We start from the raw sequence: 17500 nt of genomic DNA on the forward strand, positions 1-17500 counted from the left end.
CATATGAAGCATCGATATTTGCCCGCGACAGAACAGGATAAAAAAGAAATGCTGAAAGCCATCGGCGCAGAAACAATTGATGAACTGTTTGCCGATATTCCGGAAGATGTGAGGTTTCAAAAAGACTACCAAATTAAAAAAGCAAAATCTGAAACGGAGCTGACGAGAGAGCTGACAAAGCTTGCGGCGAAAAATAAGGACGCTGTTACATATGCGTCTTTTCTGGGCGCAGGAGTGTACGATCACTACCAGCCGGTCATCGTCGATCATGTGATATCCCGATCAGAGTTTTACACGGCATATACGCCTTACCAGCCTGAAATCTCACAAGGGGAGCTGCAGGCGATTTTTGAATTTCAAACGATGATCTGTGAATTAACGGGAATGGATATCGCAAACTCCTCTATGTACGACGGGGGAACGGCGCTTGCGGAAGCGGCGATGCTTGCGTCGGGACATACGAAAAAGAAAAAAATCGTCATTTCCGCAGCCGTTCATCCGGAATCACGGGATGTTTTGAAAACATACGCAAAGGGCCAATATATTGAGGTTGTAGAGGTGCCCGCGAAAAACGGCGTCACAGATCTTGAAGCATTGGAACATGCCGTTTGTGATGAGACGGCCGCCGTGATCGTTCAGTATCCGAACTTCTTCGGACAAATCGAGCCGTTAAAGGACATTGAGCCGCTCGCACATAAAGGAAACAGCCAGCTGATTGTTTCTTCAAACCCGCTCGCGCTCGGTATTTTGACACCGCCCGGGGCATACGGAGCTGATATTGTCGTCGGAGACGCGCAGCCTTTCGGCATACCTGCGGCGTTCGGCGGCCCGCACTGCGGCTATTTTGCAGTAACGAAAAAACTGATGAGAAAGGTGCCGGGCCGGCTTGTCGGCCAAACGGAGGATGAAAATGGACGAAGAGGTTTTGTTCTCACCCTTCAGGCGCGCGAGCAGCATATCAGAAGAGACAAAGCCACGTCTAACATTTGTTCAAATCAGGCGCTGAATGCTTTAGCGGCTTCAGTCGCGATGACGGCGCTCGGAAAAAACGGCGTCAAAGACATGGCCCGCCAAAATATATTGAAAGCTGATTACGCGAGACGCCAAGCGGAAAAAGCCGGCTTGCACGTAGCATTTGACGGCCCGATATTTAATGAATTTGCCGTCAGGCTGAATCTTCCCGTTAAGGAAGCAAACCGGCGGCTCCTGCAAGACGGCATCATCGGCGGATATGACTTAGGTCTTGCGTATCCGGAACTGGATCAGCATATGCTGATTGCCGTCACAGAGCTGAGAACGAAAGAAGAGATCGATTCGCTTATTGCGGGATTGGGGGATCAACATGAATAATCAAGATCAGGCGCTTATTTTTGAAATGTCCCGCGAAGGGCGTGTCGGTTACAGCCTTCCGGAGCTTGATGTGCCGGAAACAGAGCTTGAAAGCCTTCTTCCCGGTGACTATATCCGCGATGAAGACGCAAAGCTGCCGGAAGTATCAGAGCTCGATATTATGCGGCATTATACCGCTCTTTCCAAGAGGAACCACGGAGTTGATTCAGGCTTTTATCCGCTCGGCTCCTGTACGATGAAATACAATCCGAAATTAAATGAAAAGATTGCCCGGTTCGCAGGTTTTTCCGCTATTCATCCGCTTCAGGACGAGGACACGGTTCAGGGGGCGCTTGAGCTTTTATACGATTTAAGCGGACACTTGGAGGAGATTACGGGCATGGACGAGGTGACGCTGCAGCCTGCGGCGGGCGCTCATGGCGAATGGACCGGCCTGATGATGATCCGCGCCTACCACGAAGCGCGGGGAGACTTCGGACGGACGAAGGTGATTGTCCCTGATTCAGCCCACGGTACGAATCCGGCATCCGCCACGGTCGCCGGTTTTGAAACGATTACCGTTAAGTCAAATGAGCACGGGCTGGTTGACATTGAAGATTTGAAAAGAGCGGTAAACGAAGAAACAGCGGCGCTGATGCTGACGAATCCGAACACCCTCGGGTTATTTGAAGAAAACATTACGGAAATGGCTGAAATCGTCCATCAGGCCGGCGGAAAGCTTTATTATGACGGAGCGAATTTAAATGCCGTTTTAAGTAAAGCAAGACCGGGAGATATGGGATTTGACGTCGTTCACCTTAATCTGCATAAAACATTTACCGGGCCGCACGGCGGGGGAGGACCGGGCTCAGGGCCGGTCGGAGTGAAAAAAGAATTCATTCCGTATCTGCCGAAACCCGTTCTCACGAAAAAAGAGGGCCGTTTGACTTTTGACTATGACCGGCCGCAGTCGATCGGGCGCGTAAAACCTTATTACGGCAACTTCGGCATTAATGTCAGAGCCTACACGTATATCCGTTCCATGGGGCCTGACGGCTTAAAAGCTGTGACCGAAAACGCGGTTTTAAATGCAAATTATATGATGAGAAGACTCGCGCCTTATTATGATCTCCCGTTTGACCGTCATTGCAAGCATGAATTTGTGTTATCGGGAAGAAGGCAGAAAAAGCTCGGCGTAAGAACGCTTGATATTGCCAAACGGCTTTTGGATTTCGGCTATCATCCGCCGACTGTGTATTTTCCTCTCAATGTTGAAGAAAGCATCATGATCGAACCGACGGAAACGGAATCGAAGGAAACGCTTGATGCGTTTATAGATGCCATGATTCAAATTGCGCGGGAAGCGGAGGAATCGCCTGAAATCGTTCAGGAGGCGCCGCATACAACAGTTGTCAAAAGAATGGATGAAACCAAGGCGGCAAGAAAGCCGGTTTTAAAATACGAACGTACACCTGACGTCAGCCGCTGACACGGTATAAAAAAAGAGCTTCCGTATAAAACGGACAGCTCTTTTTTCATGATTAGTTTTTTGCTTTAATTTTTCCGCCCCATTTTTTAAATCCGCCTTTCAGGTTGTAAATATCTTTGCAGCCGTGTTTGCGGAGCGTCTGTGCCGCGCGTCCGCTGCGGACATTGTTTTGGCAGTACAGATAAACGGGTTTATCAGGACGGATTTCACTTTTGCGCTGTTTCAGCTGTGACAGCGGAATGTTGCGCGCGCCGAGAATATGGCCGCCTTCAAATTCATTCGGTTCACGGACGTCAATCAGCTGCGCTTTTCTGTAGCCCGCGCGGAATTCCTCTTCCGTAAGTGTTTTCATTAAACGCTGCTGGTAAAAATACGACACGATCATATAAACGATAAACGCCGCAACAATAATTAAAGCAATCATATTAGACAATGCAATTCTACTCCTTTAGCTTATAAAATCAAAACCCTGCTTCCTGAAAACAAGGCTTACCGGACGTTTTGGGACAAATACTATTATAGTAAAGCATGAAGCGATTGTCATCCTTAATGAAACGAAATATTTTTCATTTTCAAGGCAGTTTGTTAAACTGATTTTATTAAAACGATAAAGAAGGGTTCAGTGTATGGAAAAAGAAACATGGCGGTTTATTGACTCAGGGAATGAAAGCCCGGCATTTAACATGGCGCTGGATGAAGCGCTTTTATATTGGCACAGCCAAAAAAAAATTCCTCCGGTGATCCGTTTTTACGGCTGGAATCCGGCAACTTTGTCTGTCGGGTATTTTCAAAATATTAAGAAGGAAATTAACTTTGACGCAGTACATAAACACGGCCTCGGGTTTGTCAGAAGACCGACAGGCGGACGGGGTGTTCTGCATGATAAAGAATTGACATACAGCGTAATCGTTTCAGAGGATCACCCGGAAATGCCGGCCACGGTGACAGAGGCGTACCGGGTGATTTCAGAAGGTATTCTGCAGGGATTCAGAAACCTTGGACTTGATGCCTGCTTTGCGATTCCGCGAACGGAGAAAGAAAAAGAAAGCTTGAAAAATCCGCGCTCGTCCGTCTGCTTTGATGCCCCTTCGTGGTATGAGCTGGTCGTCGAAGGACGGAAAGTTGCCGGAAGCGCACAGACACGCCAAAAAGGCGTCATTCTTCAGCACGGTTCCATCCTGCTTGACATTGATGAGGATAAGCTGTTTGATCTGTTTTTATATCCGAGCGACAGAGTCCGTGAGCGCATGCAGCGGAATTTCAAAAACAAAGCGGTAGCCATCAACGCCTTAGCGCCGAAACGGGTAACGATGGATGAGGCCAGAATCGCTTTTAAAGCCGGTTTTGAGGAAGGGCTGAACATTCATCTTGAGCCTTACACACTCATGTCTGAAGAGCTTGCATTTGTCAATGAGCTGGCTGAGACGAAATACGCGTCTGATGAATGGAATTATAAGCGCTGATAAGGCTTGACAGACCGGAAGCATCCTTGTTTTTTCATGACCGTTAGTGTAAACTTGTAATGGTTTATAAAGTTAAGGTGCTTTTTGGGAGGGTTACTTATGACAACACCAAGTATGGAAGATTATATTGAACAGATTTATATGCTGATAGAAGAAAAAGGATATGCACGGGTTTCTGATATCGCGGAAGCTTTGGCAGTCCACCCCTCCTCTGTAACGAAAATGGTTCAAAAACTAGATAAAGACGAGTATTTGATTTATGAAAAATATCGCGGGCTCGTATTGACGTCAAAAGGCAAAAAGATCGGCAAACGGCTCGTATACAGACACGAATTGCTTGAGCAGTTTTTAAGAATCATTGGTGTTGATGAAGAGAAGATTTACAATGATGTTGAAGGAATCGAACATCATCTGAGCTGGAACAGCATTGACCGCATCGGCGACCTCGTTCAGTATTTTGAAGATGACGAAAGCCGGAAAAAAGAATTGAAATCCGTACAGAAAAAAACTGAAAATCCCGGTGAATAAAGGGCAGCCCGAAATGGGGCGCCCTTTTTTTAATGTCTTCATTCTTTGGTCTATTTCGCCCAGCCGTTTCTTAAAATAATAATACACCTTGAGATGGAAGGGAGAGGGCGCGCTATGCAGATTGACGGCGTATTTTCGGGCGGGGGGATAAAAGGGGTGGCGCTTGCCGGCGCTTATGAAGCGCTGGAAGAAAAGGGCTTTCGCTTTGAAAGGCTCGCCGGAACAAGCGCCGGCGCGATTATTGCCGCATTTATCGCTGCGGGCTATACGAGCAGAGAGGTTCATTCCATCATAGATGAGGTGGACGGAAGGCAATTGCTTGATCAGAGATACTCATTCCTCCCGCTGAAAATCCTGCAGTGGGTGTCGATATATTGGCGCCTCGGACTATACAGAGGCGATATGCTGGAAAAGTGGATTGCGGATAAATTAAAAGCGAAGGGCATCATCGCGTTCGGCGATTTGAAAAAAGGCTCGCTCCGTCTCATCGCTTCAGATCTGACGAACGGAACGATGATCGTGCTTCCTGACGATCTTCCCCGCTACGGATTAAATCCGGAGATGTTCCCGGTTGCCAGAGCCGTCAGAATGAGCTGCAGCATTCCTTATTTTTTTGAACCGATAAAACTGAAGACCGAAAAAGGCACCTCAACGGTCGTTGACGGCGGCGTGTTAAGCAATTTCCCGATTTGGCTGTATTCAAAAGAACGCAAACGGCCGGTCATCGGAATTTCGCTTTCGCCCAACGAAAAAGAGCGCCCGAAAAAATCAATCCGCAACGCTTTTGAGCTGTTCGGGGCTTTGTTTGAAACGATGAAAGACGCTCATGATGCCAGGCATATCGCGACAAAGTACGAACAGAATATTATTTTTATTCCGGTGGAACATGTGATGGCGACGGAGTTTCATCTCACACCGCAAAAAAAACTAGCTCTCATTGAGCTAGGAAAAAGCAGAACAGAGCAATTTTTGAAGCAATGGAGCTATTAAAAAAGCGCTCTGTTTTTCTTTTTATTCTTTTTGCCTTCTATGACGGTAAGCTGGGTCTGGCTTTTTTTCTTAAGAATCATCGGCTTCGGTCTGCTGCTGCTCGGCACGCTCCGCAAATGGCTGACCCGGCCTCTGTGTCCGGCGCGGTGCTTCGCTTTTTGCTCCTTCATTCGGAGCCGCGATTGTCTGGCCGCTTTTTTGAAAGCGGTTCCGTCACGGCCGGTGCGTCGGTTCAGGACCGTCCTCACGATAAAATAAATAATGATGCCTGCGATAATAACGGTGATTGCTCTTGAAATCATCTGCCCGGGGTTGGTTACCGCCGCATAAATGAAACCGAATGCGCCAAGCGCTATCAATACAGCAAAAAAAGGTTGTACACGATGATTCATAACTGCCCACCTCCAAAATAATAACGGTAACGGTTCAGATTACGTTGTGAGACGGCTTTTCGCTCTGTTCTGAAATGTCTTCCAGTCTGAGAAGCTCGTTAAAGCTTTCTATGGCAACCTCGACCTGGTCATCCGCCGGTTCCTTTGTCGTTAAAAGCTGCAGCCACAGGCCGGGATAACCGAGCACTTTCAAAACGGGGATATTCCGTACTCTGTTCGTCAGCTGGAGCACTTCAAAGGAGATGCCGAGAACGACCGGTATAAGCGCAATCCTGTCTAAAATCCGCACCCAAAGCGGATCTGTCGGAACGAGTAAATAGACGAACATGCCGACAATGATCGTAAATAAAATAAAGCTTGAACCGCAACGGTAATGAAGCCGTGACTGTTTCTGAACATTTTCTATTGTAATTGGCAAATTCTGTTCATAACAGTTTATGACCTTATGTTCGGCTCCATGATATTGAAACACTCTTTTAATTAACGGCGTCATTGATAAAAAATAAATGTATCCGAGAAGCAGAATCAGCTTAAACAGACTTTCGATTCCGATCTGCGCGGCGTCTGAGGAAAATACGGGCCTTACAAGCTCCGCTAAGAAGACCGGGACGAGCGTAAAAACGAATTTGCTGAACAAAAACGACAGAACGCCGATCACCGCCAGGCTGAAAAACATCGATAAGCCGGAACCCTTCTTATCTTCCTGCTCCAGCTTGGCGTCATCCTGAGGATCAAGCCCGTAACGTTCGCTGGAAAAGTTTAAATGCTTTGTGCCGTTGGCGCTCGCCTCAATGATGGCGACGATTCCCCGCAAAAAAGGAATCTTTTTTAAAGCCGAAAGCTTGGCGTTCGGCACTCTCGGAAGCTTGAAAAAATCAATGCTTCCGTCATTCCTGCGGATGGCGGTAACATAATTTTTTCTGCCGCCGAACATTACCCCTTCAACGACAGCCTGCCCGCCGTATGCAGGGGGTGTTTTTTGTTTGGACATTGTTTATCAACCTGCCTGTTTTCTTAGGATTTACTAACCATTTCCTTTCACTCTATTGTACAGGAAACCGCGGTAAACCTCTAGTTAGACAGCCGGAAAATCAATGCTTTTTCTACATGCAGTATACCCCGTTTCTTTAGATTTTACTCATTGAATGAAAATATGGCGCAGCTTTTTATGACTTTTCAATTTTTGGGCAGTCTATGACTGGAGGTGCCATGATGACAAGCGAAAAACATTCAGAACAGGAAGAAAAAAAGAAGCAGGATGATGATCAGCAGCCTGTTTCATTTACCGGCAGAATTTGCGGTATCGGATTTGCCGGCGGTGTATTTTGGAGTTTGATCGGCTATCTCGGGTATGTCTTTCATTTTTCAGAGATCAGCCCCAACATGATTCTTCAGCCGTTTATGATCGGAGAATGGAAAAAACAATGGCTGGGCACGATGGTCAGCATCGTTGTCATCGGATTCATTTCAATTGCCGGGGCGTTTATTTATTTCGTCTGCCTGAAGCGTTTTAAAACCATGTGGCCGGGGATGGTGTACGGCGTCATTTTATGGTGTGCGGTTTTTTTCTTATTCAATCCGATTTTCGAAGATGTGAAATCCGTCACTGAATTGAAATCAGATACAATCGTGACGACGCTTTGCCTTTACATTCTGTACGGTTTGTTTGTCGGCTACTCAATTTCCTTCAACTACAATGAACTTACGTCAGACAAGCTTGCAAGGGCGCTCGGCAACAAGTGAATAAGTGTATAATCCCTGTCCGGTATGGTAAAATGTTCACGAGAAGTGAACATTTTTTATGCTGAAAACCGGGCGGGGATGCTCCCGCGTTGTCAGGCGGCAGTCAAGAATCGGCGAGGAGGAGAAAGGGAATGAAACTTGAGAAATTGCGAAATCTTTTCGGTCAGCTGGATATAGACGGAATGTTGGTGACAAGCTCCGCCAATCTGCAGTATATGACGGGATTTACGGGTTCGTCAGGCCTTGCGGTCATATCGAAAGAACGTGCGGCATTTATCACGGATTTCCGTTACACCGAGCAGGCGAAGACGCAAGTGAAGGGTTTTGACATTATCGAGCACGGCGGAAGCTTAATCCAAACGGCTGCGGATACGATTCTTGAGTACGGCATTAAAAAACTCGGCTTCGAGCAAAACAGCATGACGTACGGAACATATGCATCCTACCAAGCGGTGCTGCAGGAAGCGGAGATGGTTCCCGTCGCGGATTCCGTTGAAAAGTTGCGCTTGATTAAGTCAAGTGAAGAGATTAAGATATTAGAGGAAGCTGCGAAGATTGCGGATGATGCGTTTGAACATATTCTGACGTTTATCAAACCGGGCATCTCAGAGATTTCAGTTGCAAACGAGCTTGAATTTTATATGAGACGTCAAGGAGCAGACGGCTCTTCCTTTGATATGATCGTCGCCTCGGGAGTCAGATCCAGCCTTCCCCACGGAGTGGCAAGCGGCAAATTGATTGAAAAGGGAGACTTGGTCACGCTCGATTTCGGCGCTTATTATAAAGGCTATTGTTCTGATATCACACGCACCGTCGCGGTCGGAGAGCCAAGTGATAAACTGAAAGAGATTTATCAGGTCGTATACGATGCCCAAGCGCTTGGTGTCCTGCATATTAAACCCGGCATGACGGGAAAAGAAGCGGATGCCCTGACGAGGGATCATATCACCGCAAAAGGCTACGGACAGTATTTCGGCCATTCGACAGGACACGGGTTCGGAATGGAAGTCCATGAATCACCGGGGCTGTCTTTCAGGTCATCGGCCGTTCTTGAGCCGGGCATGGCGGTAACGGTTGAGCCGGGCATATACATACCGGAAGTCGGGGGCGCAAGAATCGAAGATGATATCATCATCACTGAGGACGGCAACCGGACAATTACGCATTCCCCTAAAGAATTAATTATTTTGTGATCGGAATATAGGAGGACATCAAACATGATTTCAGTTAACGATTTTCGTACAGGACTAACGATTGAAGTAGACGGCGGCATTTGGCGCGTCGTTGACTTTCAGCACGTAAAACCGGGAAAAGGAGCGGCATTTGTCCGTTCTAAATTGCGTAACCTGCGCACGGGCGCTATTCAGGAGAAAACATTCCGTGCAGGTGAAAAAGTCGCGAAAGCTCAAATCGAAACAAAAACGATGCAGTATCTTTATGCCAACGGTGATCAGCACGTGTTCATGGATACAAGCTCATATGAACAGCTTGAATTGAACGAAAACCAAATCGAAGAAGAATTGAAATACCTTCTGGAAAATATGTCTGTGCATATCATGATGTATCAGTCTGAAACGCTCGGTATTGAACTGCCGAACACAGTTGAACTGAAAGTTGTTGAAACAGAGCCGGGAATTAAAGGCGACACGGCGTCAGGCGGCACGAAACCTGCCAAAACGGAAACAGGCCTTGTCGTAAACGTACCGTTCTTCGTGAACGAAGGCGATACGCTGGTTGTAAATACATCAGACGGTTCTTACGTGTCAAGAGCGTAGTTAAAGAAATTCGGAGTCTGCTCCTTTTACGGGGCAGGCTTTTTTTGCGTTCTGCCTCAGAATCTTTCTTCTATATGAAAATAGTGAGACTACTTCCGTCAGCTAGAGCATATAGTGTAACAAAATGCTTGAAGTTGGGGGATTGCAATGAAATTTTTGTTCGGTTCAATCAATTCTACTGTTTTAACGATGGCCGGTTTACGAGTTTTGTCCTCGCTCATTGAATTATCTGCCGCTATTATCATGCTTTTGACAAACGACATCAGAAAAGCGGTTGTGGTGAATAGTATTTTGGCAATCGTCGGCCCTCTGATCTTTATCATCACAATGACGATCGGCATTTATCAGATTGCCGGACAGCTCTCATATGCAAAATTAATATTGATTTTTGCGGGGGTGGTGCTGATTTTGGCCGGTGTGCATAAATAGAGGGCCGGGGTGTCATAAAGTCTGTCCCGGATCATACATTTTAAAGAAGCCAATCGGTAAAAAGGAGGGGACTCTATTGAATGAAATTACAGAGTTTCTCCCTGAATTATTGAGAGATGCCATCTCCGCCGTGCCCGAAGAAGCGAGGCGGGATACAGAAGAAATCAGAATCCGGGTCGACAGGCCGGTTGAACTGATCCAAAAAGGACAACCTTTGTATTTGTCATATGTGTGTACGGCCGGCGACGCACAGCTGATCCTCAGCCGGCTCAGCAACTACAGTATGTACACGCTGGAAGAAGAGCTGAAAAAAGGATACATCACAATCAGAGGAGGCCACCGTGTGGGGCTGGCCGGAAGAGTCATCGTCGAAAACGGAGCCGTCAAAGGACTCCGGGATATTACTTCTTTTAATATCCGAATCGCCCGGGAGAAGCTGGGGATCGCAGAACCGCTCATTCCTTTCTTATGGAAAGAAAACTGGCTGAACACGCTGATCATCGGTCCTCCGCAAACGGGGAAAACGACCTTGCTTCGTGATTTGGCCCGGCTTTCCAGCACCGGATCAAAACGCATCCCGGCAAAAAAGACAGGTATCGTAGATGAACGGTCGGAAATTGCCGGCTGCCTGCGGGGCATTCCCCAGCACAGTTTCGGCCGCAGAGTCGATGTCCTTGATGCCTGTCCGAAGGCGGAAGGGCTGATGATGATGATCCGTTCTATGAGTCCTGATGTCATAATTGTGGATGAGATCGGCAGAATGGAAGACTCACAAGCGCTGATGGAGGCGCTCCATGCGGGCGTATCCGTTATCGTCTCTGCGCACGGATGGAATATGAAAGACTTGGTCAAGAGGCCGTCGCTGAAAATGCTTTGGGAGGAAAACGTGTTTGACCGGTATGTTGAACTGTCAAGACGCCGCGGTCCGGGAACGATCAGCAGGATGTACGGAAAGGACGGGGAACCTGTTCCGCATGCTGAAAGCGTGATGACATGCTGAAGCTTTTGGGTGCCGTGTTCATTCTGACAGCGACGACATGGACGGGATTTGAGATCGCCAAAATGTATATTGAAAGGCCGAGACAGATCCGTCAGCTGCGCGCGGCGCTGCAATCGCTTGAAGCGGAAATCATGTTCGGGCATACGCCGCTGCACATAGCTTCGGGACAAATCGCCGCACAGCTTTCCAAGCCTGTATCGTCATTGTTTCAAGCTTTCAGCAGGAGGCTTGAGCAGGGAAGCGATTCCGCCAAAACGGCCTGGGAACAGAGCTTGAAACATAACTGGCCCTCCATGGCGATGAAAAAAAGCGAATACGATGTGCTGAAGCAATTCGGAGAGACGCTCGGGCTCCATGACCGTGTTTCTCAGCAGAAACATATCAAGCTTGCGCTTACACATTTGGAAGCGGCGGAAGCGGATGCCGGACGGGCGCAGGCGAAAAATGAAAAAATGGTGAAAAGCTTAGGATTTTTAGCCGGACTGTTACTCATTCTTCTATTGATGTAAACATGAGGGGAGCAAACATAAAATGGGAGTCGACGTAAATGTCATTTTTCAAATCGCCGGAGTCGGTATCGTGGTTGCGTTTCTGCACACCATACTTGACCAAATGGGAAAAAAAGAATACGCCCAATGGGTGACGCTGCTTGGCTTTATCTATATTTTATTTATGGTGGCGACGATTGTCGATGACCTGTTCAAAAAGATCAAAGCTGTGTTTCTATTCCAAGGATAGGGGGGCTTACAGATTGAGATTGTTCAAATTGTAGGTTTAGGCCTGATCGCCACATTTCTCTCCCTGATCGTAAAAGAACAGAAACCGACTTTCGCGTTTATGATTGTCGTCTTCAGCGGCTGCGTGATCTTTCTCTATCTCATCGATCAGATTTACGACATTATCAGAATGATAGAAAAAATAGCCGTCAATGCAAATGTCAATATGGTCTATGTGGAAACCATTTTAAAAATTATCGGCATCGCCTACATCGCTGAATTCGGTGCGCAGCTGACAAAGGATGCGGGCCAGGGAGCGATTGCTTCGAAAATAGAGCTGGCCGGAAAAATTTTGATACTGGTAATGGCCGTGCCGATACTCACCGTCATTATTGAAACGATTCTCGGACTTATTCCTTCTTGATCATCAATAAAATGGAAAGGGGGGGCACAAAAAATGAAGCGCTTTCGGTGGGCGGGGGCTTTTTTGTTCATCCTCTTATTTTTTCAGACTGAATGTGTACAAGCTGCCGGAACAGACGGTGCGTCGCAGGAAACCGCAGTTCACCAAGAATCCGCTGATGAAGTGGCGAAAAAGCAGGCCGAAGCGCTGAAAACAGAAGGCATCGGAAAGTTTTGGGACGACATCATGACAGAATACGGCGGTCTTCTGCCTGAAAGCCAAAAGGGAAGCATCATCGACTTTATTAACGGTGAAAAAACGTTCTCGCCGGAGGCATGGCTGAAGGCTTTATTTTCATACTTGTTTCATGAAGTGCTCGCAAACGGAAAGCTTCTGGGAACTTTGATTCTTCTCACCATTTTTTGTGTCATTCTGCAGCTTTTGCAAAATGCGTTTCAGCAGAGCACTGTCAGCAAAGTGGCTTATGCAATCGTCTACATGGTGCTGATTATTCTCGCTTTAAACAGCTTTCATGTTGCCGTCAATTATGCCAGTGAAGCGATCCAGACGATGACAAGTTTTATTCTCGCGCTCATCCCGCTTTTACTCGCGCTTTTGGCGTCTTCCGGGGGAGCCGTCTCCGCAGCTTTTTTTCACCCCGTTATTTTATTTCTGATGAATACGAGCGGCCTTCTCATTCAAAACATTGTCATGCCGCTTATTTTCCTGTCAGCGATTTTAAGCATCGTCAGCACGATGACGGATCAATATAAAGTCACGCAGCTTGCCAATCTGCTCAGAAATATCGCGATCGGCGCGCTTGCCGTATTTCTCACCGTGTTTCTCGGCGTCATCTCCGTACAGGGGGCTTCGGCTGCCGTGACGGACGGGATTACGCTCAGGACTGCAAAATTTATCACAGGCAATTTTATTCCCGTGCTCGGCCGGATGTTTACGGATGCGACGGATACGGTCATCAGCGCATCGCTCCTATTAAAAAACACCGTGGGAATCCTAGGAGTCGGAATTTTGATCTGCATCTCCGCGTTTCCGGCGATCAAAGTGCTCTCGCTCGCTTTTATTTATAAGCTCGCGGCCGCTATTCTGCAGCCGCTCGGAGGCGGGCCCGTCATTACGTGCCTCGGCGTCATCAGCAGAAGCGTGCTGTATATTTTCGCGGCGCTCGCCATCGTCTCTCTCATGTTTTTCCTCAGTATTACAGTCATTATTACAGCAGGCAACCTCACCATGATGATGAAATAAAGGAGGCCCATTGGATATGAGCTTTTTAACAGAATGGCTGACAAGCATTATTTTGTTTATCTTATTCGCCATCGTCATCGACATGCTGCTGCCCAGCTCCAGTATGCAAAAATACGCCAAGATGGTTGTCAGCCTGCTGTTAATCATTGTCATGCTCAACCCGATCTTCAAACTTTTCAAAACAGACCCGGAAATCATCTTCGATTATTTGACAAAACAAGAGCAATCTCAATCCGCTGATATAAAAAATCAAATCAAATCAGAAAAAAAAGAAATACAAGCATCAAACCGCGCATATGTTTTAGAAGAAATGGCTGTCCAACTAAAAAAGAAAGCGGAGGAGATGTTCAGTCATGACGAATACAAAATAGACGACATCCGCCTTACAGCGGAAGAACAGGTTCGTTCAGAAGAAGATGTAAAAACGATCAGCGTGTATATGGCCCCATCTTCTGAAAAAACCGTGCAAACCGTCGCACCGATCGACATCCGCACAGACCGCAAATACGAACCGGAAGGCGCAGCCGACAAAAAAGAGGCCGCAGACATCAAAGAAAAACTTGCGGATATATGGGAAATCGGCAGTGAGAAAATTACGGTTTATATGGAAGGCGGGGAGAAAAACGGCCATGAATAAAAACGGACTATGGACCATACTCAAAAAACAGCTGATGATCGGACAGGCGAAAGACGGAGAAAAACCAAAACTGACAAAATATCATTACTTTCTGTTCGTGTTTGTGCTCGGAGTATCTTTTATGCTGGTGAGCCAGCTGTTCTCTTCACCGGAGAAAACCGGGAAGGACCAAGCGGCGCAGACCGTCATGTCCGGCCGAACGGAAGACAAAAGCGGGCAAAAAAGCGCACCCGTTTTTAAGGCATCGAAAGACAGCAGCGCCAAAAACACGATCGATGATTATGAAAGAGACTATGAAAACCAGCTGAAAGAAATCCTTGAAACGATTATCGGCGTGGAGGATGTATCAATTGTCGTGAACGTAGACGCAACATCTTTGAAAGTGTTTGAGAAAAATAAAACGAAAAAAGACACCACCACCGAAGAAACCGATAAAGAAGGCGGCAAAAGAAGCGTAACCGATCAAACCTCTGAAGAACAAATTGTCATGATTCGAAACGGGGATCAGGAAACCCCGGTCGTCGTCCAGACGAGAAAGCCCGATATCCGCGGTGTACTCGTTGTCGCTCAGGGAGTGGACAACGTTCAAATAAAAAAAACCATCATTGATGCCGTCACAAGGGTGCTTGATGTTCCGAGCTACCGTGTAGCGGTTGCCCCTAAAAAAATCAAGGAGGATTCATAAATCATGCTGAAAAAACAAACGGTTTGGCTTTTAACAATGCTCAGTCTCGTCGTGGTATTAAGTGTTTATTATATTATGTCGCCGGAAAGCAAAAATGCCGTGCAGATGAAAAGCGAAAAAAGCAGCGGAGAAGTGGCAACTGAAAAAACGCCGGCTCCTGAAACGAAAGATAAGAACGGAAGCGGCACGGATAAAGAAGACGGAACAAAAGGAACGAAAGATTCTAAAGGCACAAAAGAGGATAAAGAAACATCAGCCGAAGCATCGGACAAAGACGGATCGGTCGCTACAGAAACAGCTGATGAAAACTTATTTACCGCATACCGCATGGAACTTGAAGACGCAAGAAGCAAAGAAAGGGAACAGTTAAACAGCATTGTTTCAAGCGATGATGCGACCGCAAAGGAAAAAAGCGAAGCCTACGATAAAATGACGGCGCTGAGCAATGCTGAAGGGACGGAAAAACAGCTGGAAACGCTGATTAAAACACAAGGCTACAAAGATGCGCTCGTGGATGCTGAAGGAGACAAAATCAACATTACGGTCATGTCTGACAAACATTCAAACGCAAAAGCTTCCGCTATCATTGACCTGGTGGAAAAAGAAATCAAGACGATGAAAGACGTCGCCGTCACGTTTGAACCGACAAAATAAGAGATCTCCACCGCCCGCACCCGCTGCGGGCTTTTCTGATGTCATTTTAGATCAGTGTTGAATTTACACAAGCGCTCCTGTAAGATAAACATAGTATGTACTTTTAGTAGCAACCCATAAATTTCTATTTTTTATACATAGGAGTGGAAACTGATGTTAAAAATCAACGAAATTCATGAACTGATAAAAAGAATCGATGAATCTTCCATCGACGAATTCGTTTACGAAATCGAAGGCGTAAGCCTCAAACTGAAAAAAAATGAAGCGCCGGCAGTGAATGTAACGGGACAAGCTCAAGCCGTTCCCGCCGCTTACGCACCTGCTCCGCAGGCTGCAAAACCGGAAGCGCATGAAGCCGCTCCTGTTCAGGAAGCGCCGAAACAAGACGAAAACCTGCACAAAATTACGTCTCCGATGGTCGGAACGTTTTATGCTTCTTCATCGCCGGAAGCCGGCCCTTACGTAAACCAAGGTTCAAAAGTGAGCGAAAATACAGTTGTTTGTATCGTAGAAGCAATGAAACTCTTTAACGAGATTGAAGCCGAAGTAAAAGGAGAAATCGTTGAAGTGTTAGTTGAAAACGGCCAGCTGGTCGAATACGGACAACCTCTATTTCTTGTAAAAGCTGAGTAAGGAGACCTGCTATTATGATTAAAAAGCTATTGATCGCCAACCGAGGAGAAATCGCCGTCAGAATCATCCGGGCCTGCAAAGAGCTGGGCATTGAAACTGTAGCCGTTTATTCTGAGGCAGATAAAGACGCCCTGCATGTCCAAATGGCCGATGAGGCTTTTTGTATCGGGCCGAAAACATCGAAAGAAAGCTATTTAAATGTAACGAACATCGTCAGCGTCGCAAAGCTGACCGGCACGGATGCGATTCATCCGGGATACGGGTTTTTAGCTGAAAACGCCGACTTTGCCGAGCTGTGCGAGGAATTGAACATAACGTTTGTCGGCCCTACGGCTGACGCCATTTCAAAAATGGGAACAAAAGATATCGCGCGCGACACGATGCAGCTGGCGGGCGTGCCGATTGTGCCCGGTTCAAAAGGAATCATAAAAAATACCGAAGAAGCGGTTTCGCTTGCAGGTGAAATTGGGTATCCTGTGATTATAAAAGCCACTGCGGGCGGAGGCGGAAAAGGCATCCGGGTCGCACGCACAGAAGAAGAACTGATCAAAGGCATTGAGATTACCCAGCAGGAAGCCGCTACGGCATTTGGAAATCCGGGTGTGTACATCGAGAAGTACATAGAAGATTTCCGCCATGTTGAAATTCAGGTGCTTGCGGATAATTACGGAAACACGATCCATCTCGGAGAGCGTGACTGTTCTATCCAAAGACGTCTGCAAAAACTTCTTGAAGAGTCACCGTCACCTGCGCTTGATTCTGAAATCAGGGAGCAGATGGGCGAAGCTGCGGTAAAAGCAGCGAAGGCCGTCGGTTACACGGGAGCCGGCACAGTAGAATTCATTTATGACTACAGAGAACAGCGCTACTACTTCATGGAAATGAACACGCGTATTCAAGTAGAGCACCCTGTCACAGAAATGGTGACGGGAACGGATCTGATCAAAGAACAGATCAAAGTGGCATCCGGACAGGAGCTTTCGCTCAGACAGGAAGACGTTGAATTTAACGGCTGGGCGATTGAATGCCGCATCAATGCTGAAAATCCTGCGAAAAACTTCATGCCTTCACCCGGTAAAATTAACATGTACCTGCCGCCGGGCGGACTCGGCGTACGCGTGGATTCAGCCGCATATCCCGGCTATTCGATCCCGCCGTACTATGACAGTATGATTGCTAAAGTCATCACATACGGAACAACGCGTGATGAGGCAGTCGCACGGATGAAACGCGCGCTGAGCGAATTCGTGATTGAAGGTATTGAAACGACGATTCCGTTCCATCTGAAACTGCTTGAACACGAAACATTTGTCAGCGGAGAGTTTAATACAAAGTTTTTAGAAACATATGATGTAATGGGCTCATAATTTT

The 17500-nt window shown here is 47.0% G+C and carries 22 protein-coding genes; 19 read left to right on the top strand and 3 right to left on the bottom strand.

Annotated features, from left to right (window positions below; genetic code table 11):
• The first annotated feature begins 3 nt into the window (after positions 1 to 3).
• Positions 4 to 1350 (top strand): aminomethyl-transferring glycine dehydrogenase subunit GcvPA, encoded by a 1347-nt coding sequence (gcvPA, locus tag C5I45_RS07755; protein ID WP_032856854.1) that lies wholly within the window; start codon positions 4 to 6, stop codon positions 1348 to 1350.
• The gene (gene gcvPB, locus C5I45_RS07760) at positions 1343 to 2818 is read left to right on the top strand and encodes an aminomethyl-transferring glycine dehydrogenase subunit GcvPB (protein WP_014305403.1); all 1476 of its coding nucleotides are present in this window, start codon (positions 1343 to 1345) and stop codon (positions 2816 to 2818) included. The genes gcvPA and gcvPB overlap by 8 nt, the downstream gene beginning before the upstream one ends.
• A gap of 52 nt (positions 2819 to 2870) precedes the next feature.
• Here gcvPB and C5I45_RS07765 read toward each other — a convergent pair whose 3' ends face one another.
• The gene (locus C5I45_RS07765) at positions 2871 to 3251 is read right to left on the bottom strand and encodes a rhodanese-like domain-containing protein (protein ID WP_007408335.1); all 381 of its coding nucleotides are present in this window, start codon (positions 3249 to 3251) and stop codon (positions 2871 to 2873) included.
• 193 nt (positions 3252 to 3444) lie between these two features.
• On the opposite strand from C5I45_RS07765, the gene C5I45_RS07770 reads away from it, so the two are divergent.
• From C5I45_RS07770 to C5I45_RS07780, 3 genes are all read left to right on the top strand, one after another.
• Entirely contained in the window at positions 3445 to 4281 is an 837-nt protein-coding gene (locus tag C5I45_RS07770) for a lipoate--protein ligase family protein (protein ID WP_025852904.1), read from the top strand.
• Between the two features lie 99 nt (positions 4282 to 4380).
• On the top strand, positions 4381 to 4809 hold the full coding sequence (gene mntR / locus C5I45_RS07775) for a transcriptional regulator MntR (RefSeq protein WP_007408338.1): 429 nt from the start codon (positions 4381 to 4383) through the stop codon (positions 4807 to 4809).
• Positions 4810 to 4923: 114 nt separating this feature from the next.
• Positions 4924 to 5799 (top strand): patatin-like phospholipase family protein, encoded by an 876-nt coding sequence (locus C5I45_RS07780; RefSeq protein ID WP_003153118.1) that lies wholly within the window; start codon positions 4924 to 4926, stop codon positions 5797 to 5799.
• Here C5I45_RS07780 and C5I45_RS07785 read toward each other — a convergent pair.
• Positions 5796 to 6191 carry an SA1362 family protein gene (locus tag C5I45_RS07785; RefSeq protein WP_003153119.1) on the bottom strand — a complete coding sequence of 132 codons (396 nt, stop codon included), beginning with the start codon at positions 6189 to 6191 and terminating at the stop codon, positions 5796 to 5798. The genes C5I45_RS07780 and C5I45_RS07785 overlap by 4 nt on opposite strands.
• 34 nt (positions 6192 to 6225) lie before the next feature.
• Positions 6226 to 7182 (bottom strand): DUF1385 domain-containing protein, encoded by a 957-nt coding sequence (locus C5I45_RS07790; RefSeq protein WP_003153120.1) that lies wholly within the window; start codon positions 7180 to 7182, stop codon positions 6226 to 6228.
• A 221-nt stretch (positions 7183 to 7403) separates the two neighbouring features.
• Between C5I45_RS07790 and C5I45_RS07795 the strand changes: the two genes are divergently transcribed.
• The 14 genes from C5I45_RS07795 to accC all read left to right on the top strand — a co-directional run bounded on the left by C5I45_RS07795 (position 7404) and on the right by accC (position 17496).
• Positions 7404 to 7934: a YqhR family membrane protein gene (locus C5I45_RS07795; RefSeq protein ID WP_003153121.1), complete on the top strand. Its 531-nt coding sequence runs from the start codon at positions 7404 to 7406 to the stop codon at positions 7932 to 7934.
• A 131-nt stretch (positions 7935 to 8065) separates the two neighbouring features.
• Positions 8066 to 9127 carry a M24 family metallopeptidase gene (locus C5I45_RS07800; RefSeq protein WP_003153122.1) on the top strand — a complete coding sequence of 354 codons (1062 nt, stop codon included), beginning with the start codon at positions 8066 to 8068 and terminating at the stop codon, positions 9125 to 9127.
• 24 nt (positions 9128 to 9151) lie between these two features.
• Positions 9152 to 9709 (top strand): elongation factor P, encoded by a 558-nt coding sequence (gene efp / locus C5I45_RS07805; RefSeq protein ID WP_003153123.1) that lies wholly within the window; start codon positions 9152 to 9154, stop codon positions 9707 to 9709.
• Positions 9710 to 9856: 147 nt separating this feature from the next.
• Complete coding sequence (locus C5I45_RS07810; RefSeq protein ID WP_003153124.1) at positions 9857 to 10138, top strand: YqhV family protein; 282 nt, start codon at positions 9857 to 9859, stop codon at positions 10136 to 10138.
• A gap of 76 nt (positions 10139 to 10214) precedes the next feature.
• Entirely contained in the window at positions 10215 to 11138 is a 924-nt protein-coding gene (spoIIIAA, locus tag C5I45_RS07815) for a stage III sporulation protein AA (protein WP_107994313.1), read from the top strand.
• Entirely contained in the window at positions 11132 to 11647 is a 516-nt protein-coding gene (spoIIIAB, locus tag C5I45_RS07820; protein WP_003153126.1) for a stage III sporulation protein SpoIIIAB, read from the top strand. Before spoIIIAA ends, spoIIIAB begins: the two co-directional genes overlap by 7 nt.
• A gap of 22 nt (positions 11648 to 11669) precedes the next feature.
• Positions 11670 to 11876, top strand: coding sequence for a stage III sporulation protein AC (spoIIIAC, locus tag C5I45_RS07825; RefSeq protein WP_003153142.1), 207 nt, complete (start codon positions 11670 to 11672; stop codon positions 11874 to 11876).
• Positions 11877 to 11888: 12 nt separating this feature from the next.
• On the top strand, positions 11889 to 12278 hold the full coding sequence (gene spoIIIAD, locus C5I45_RS07830; RefSeq protein WP_071392571.1) for a stage III sporulation protein AD: 390 nt from the start codon (positions 11889 to 11891) through the stop codon (positions 12276 to 12278).
• 33 nt (positions 12279 to 12311) lie between these two features.
• Entirely contained in the window at positions 12312 to 13520 is a 1209-nt protein-coding gene (gene spoIIIAE, locus C5I45_RS07835) for a stage III sporulation protein AE (RefSeq protein ID WP_003153145.1), read from the top strand.
• Positions 13521 to 13536: 16 nt separating this feature from the next.
• A complete protein-coding gene (spoIIIAF, locus tag C5I45_RS07840) occupies positions 13537 to 14157 on the top strand; it encodes a stage III sporulation protein AF (RefSeq protein ID WP_003153146.1) in 621 nt (206 codons plus the stop codon).
• Positions 14150 to 14842 carry a stage III sporulation protein AG gene (gene spoIIIAG / locus C5I45_RS07845; protein WP_024085595.1) on the top strand — a complete coding sequence of 231 codons (693 nt, stop codon included), beginning with the start codon at positions 14150 to 14152 and terminating at the stop codon, positions 14840 to 14842. Before spoIIIAF ends, spoIIIAG begins: the two co-directional genes overlap by 8 nt.
• A gap of 3 nt (positions 14843 to 14845) precedes the next feature.
• A complete protein-coding gene (locus tag C5I45_RS07850) occupies positions 14846 to 15496 on the top strand; it encodes a SpoIIIAH-like family protein (RefSeq protein WP_003153150.1) in 651 nt (216 codons plus the stop codon).
• Positions 15497 to 15649: 153 nt separating this feature from the next.
• Complete coding sequence (gene accB, locus C5I45_RS07855) at positions 15650 to 16129, top strand: acetyl-CoA carboxylase biotin carboxyl carrier protein (protein ID WP_003153152.1); 480 nt, start codon at positions 15650 to 15652, stop codon at positions 16127 to 16129.
• A 14-nt stretch (positions 16130 to 16143) separates the two neighbouring features.
• On the top strand, positions 16144 to 17496 hold the full coding sequence (gene accC / locus C5I45_RS07860) for an acetyl-CoA carboxylase biotin carboxylase subunit (protein WP_003153154.1): 1353 nt from the start codon (positions 16144 to 16146) through the stop codon (positions 17494 to 17496).
• The last annotated feature ends 4 nt before the right edge of the window (positions 17497 to 17500 follow it).

Origin of the sequence: Bacillus sp. ZY-1-1 (assembly GCF_003047165.1) — a bacterium.
GTDB classification, from domain to species: Bacteria; Bacillota; Bacilli; order Bacillales; family Bacillaceae; genus Bacillus; species Bacillus velezensis.

Excerpts from the sequence above, each read along its gene's own strand:
- gcvPA (WP_032856854.1), top strand. The coding sequence starts at position 4 with ATGAAGCATCGATATTTGCCCGCGACAGAACAGGATAAAAAAGAAATG.
- gcvPB (WP_014305403.1), top strand. The coding sequence starts at position 1,343 with ATGAATAATCAAGATCAGGCGCTTATTTTTGAAATGTCCCGCGAAGGG.
- C5I45_RS07770 (WP_025852904.1), top strand. The coding sequence starts at position 3,445 with ATGGAAAAAGAAACATGGCGGTTTATTGACTCAGGGAATGAAAGCCCG.
- mntR (WP_007408338.1), top strand. The coding sequence starts at position 4,381 with ATGACAACACCAAGTATGGAAGATTATATTGAACAGATTTATATGCTG.
- C5I45_RS07780 (WP_003153118.1), top strand. The coding sequence starts at position 4,924 with ATGCAGATTGACGGCGTATTTTCGGGCGGGGGGATAAAAGGGGTGGCG.
- C5I45_RS07785 (WP_003153119.1), bottom strand. The coding sequence starts at position 6,191 with ATGAATCATCGTGTACAACCTTTTTTTGCTGTATTGATAGCGCTTGGC.
- C5I45_RS07790 (WP_003153120.1), bottom strand. The coding sequence starts at position 7,182 with ATGTCCAAACAAAAAACACCCCCTGCATACGGCGGGCAGGCTGTCGTT.
- C5I45_RS07795 (WP_003153121.1), top strand. The coding sequence starts at position 7,404 with ATGACAAGCGAAAAACATTCAGAACAGGAAGAAAAAAAGAAGCAGGAT.
- C5I45_RS07800 (WP_003153122.1), top strand. The coding sequence starts at position 8,066 with ATGAAACTTGAGAAATTGCGAAATCTTTTCGGTCAGCTGGATATAGAC.
- efp (WP_003153123.1), top strand. The coding sequence starts at position 9,152 with ATGATTTCAGTTAACGATTTTCGTACAGGACTAACGATTGAAGTAGAC.
- C5I45_RS07810 (WP_003153124.1), top strand. The coding sequence starts at position 9,857 with ATGAAATTTTTGTTCGGTTCAATCAATTCTACTGTTTTAACGATGGCC.
- spoIIIAB (WP_003153126.1), top strand. The coding sequence starts at position 11,132 with ATGCTGAAGCTTTTGGGTGCCGTGTTCATTCTGACAGCGACGACATGG.
- spoIIIAC (WP_003153142.1), top strand. The coding sequence starts at position 11,670 with ATGGGAGTCGACGTAAATGTCATTTTTCAAATCGCCGGAGTCGGTATC.
- spoIIIAE (WP_003153145.1), top strand. The coding sequence starts at position 12,312 with ATGAAGCGCTTTCGGTGGGCGGGGGCTTTTTTGTTCATCCTCTTATTT.
- spoIIIAF (WP_003153146.1), top strand. The coding sequence starts at position 13,537 with ATGAGCTTTTTAACAGAATGGCTGACAAGCATTATTTTGTTTATCTTA.
- spoIIIAG (WP_024085595.1), top strand. The coding sequence starts at position 14,150 with ATGAATAAAAACGGACTATGGACCATACTCAAAAAACAGCTGATGATC.
- C5I45_RS07850 (WP_003153150.1), top strand. The coding sequence starts at position 14,846 with ATGCTGAAAAAACAAACGGTTTGGCTTTTAACAATGCTCAGTCTCGTC.
- accB (WP_003153152.1), top strand. The coding sequence starts at position 15,650 with ATGTTAAAAATCAACGAAATTCATGAACTGATAAAAAGAATCGATGAA.
- accC (WP_003153154.1), top strand. The coding sequence starts at position 16,144 with ATGATTAAAAAGCTATTGATCGCCAACCGAGGAGAAATCGCCGTCAGA.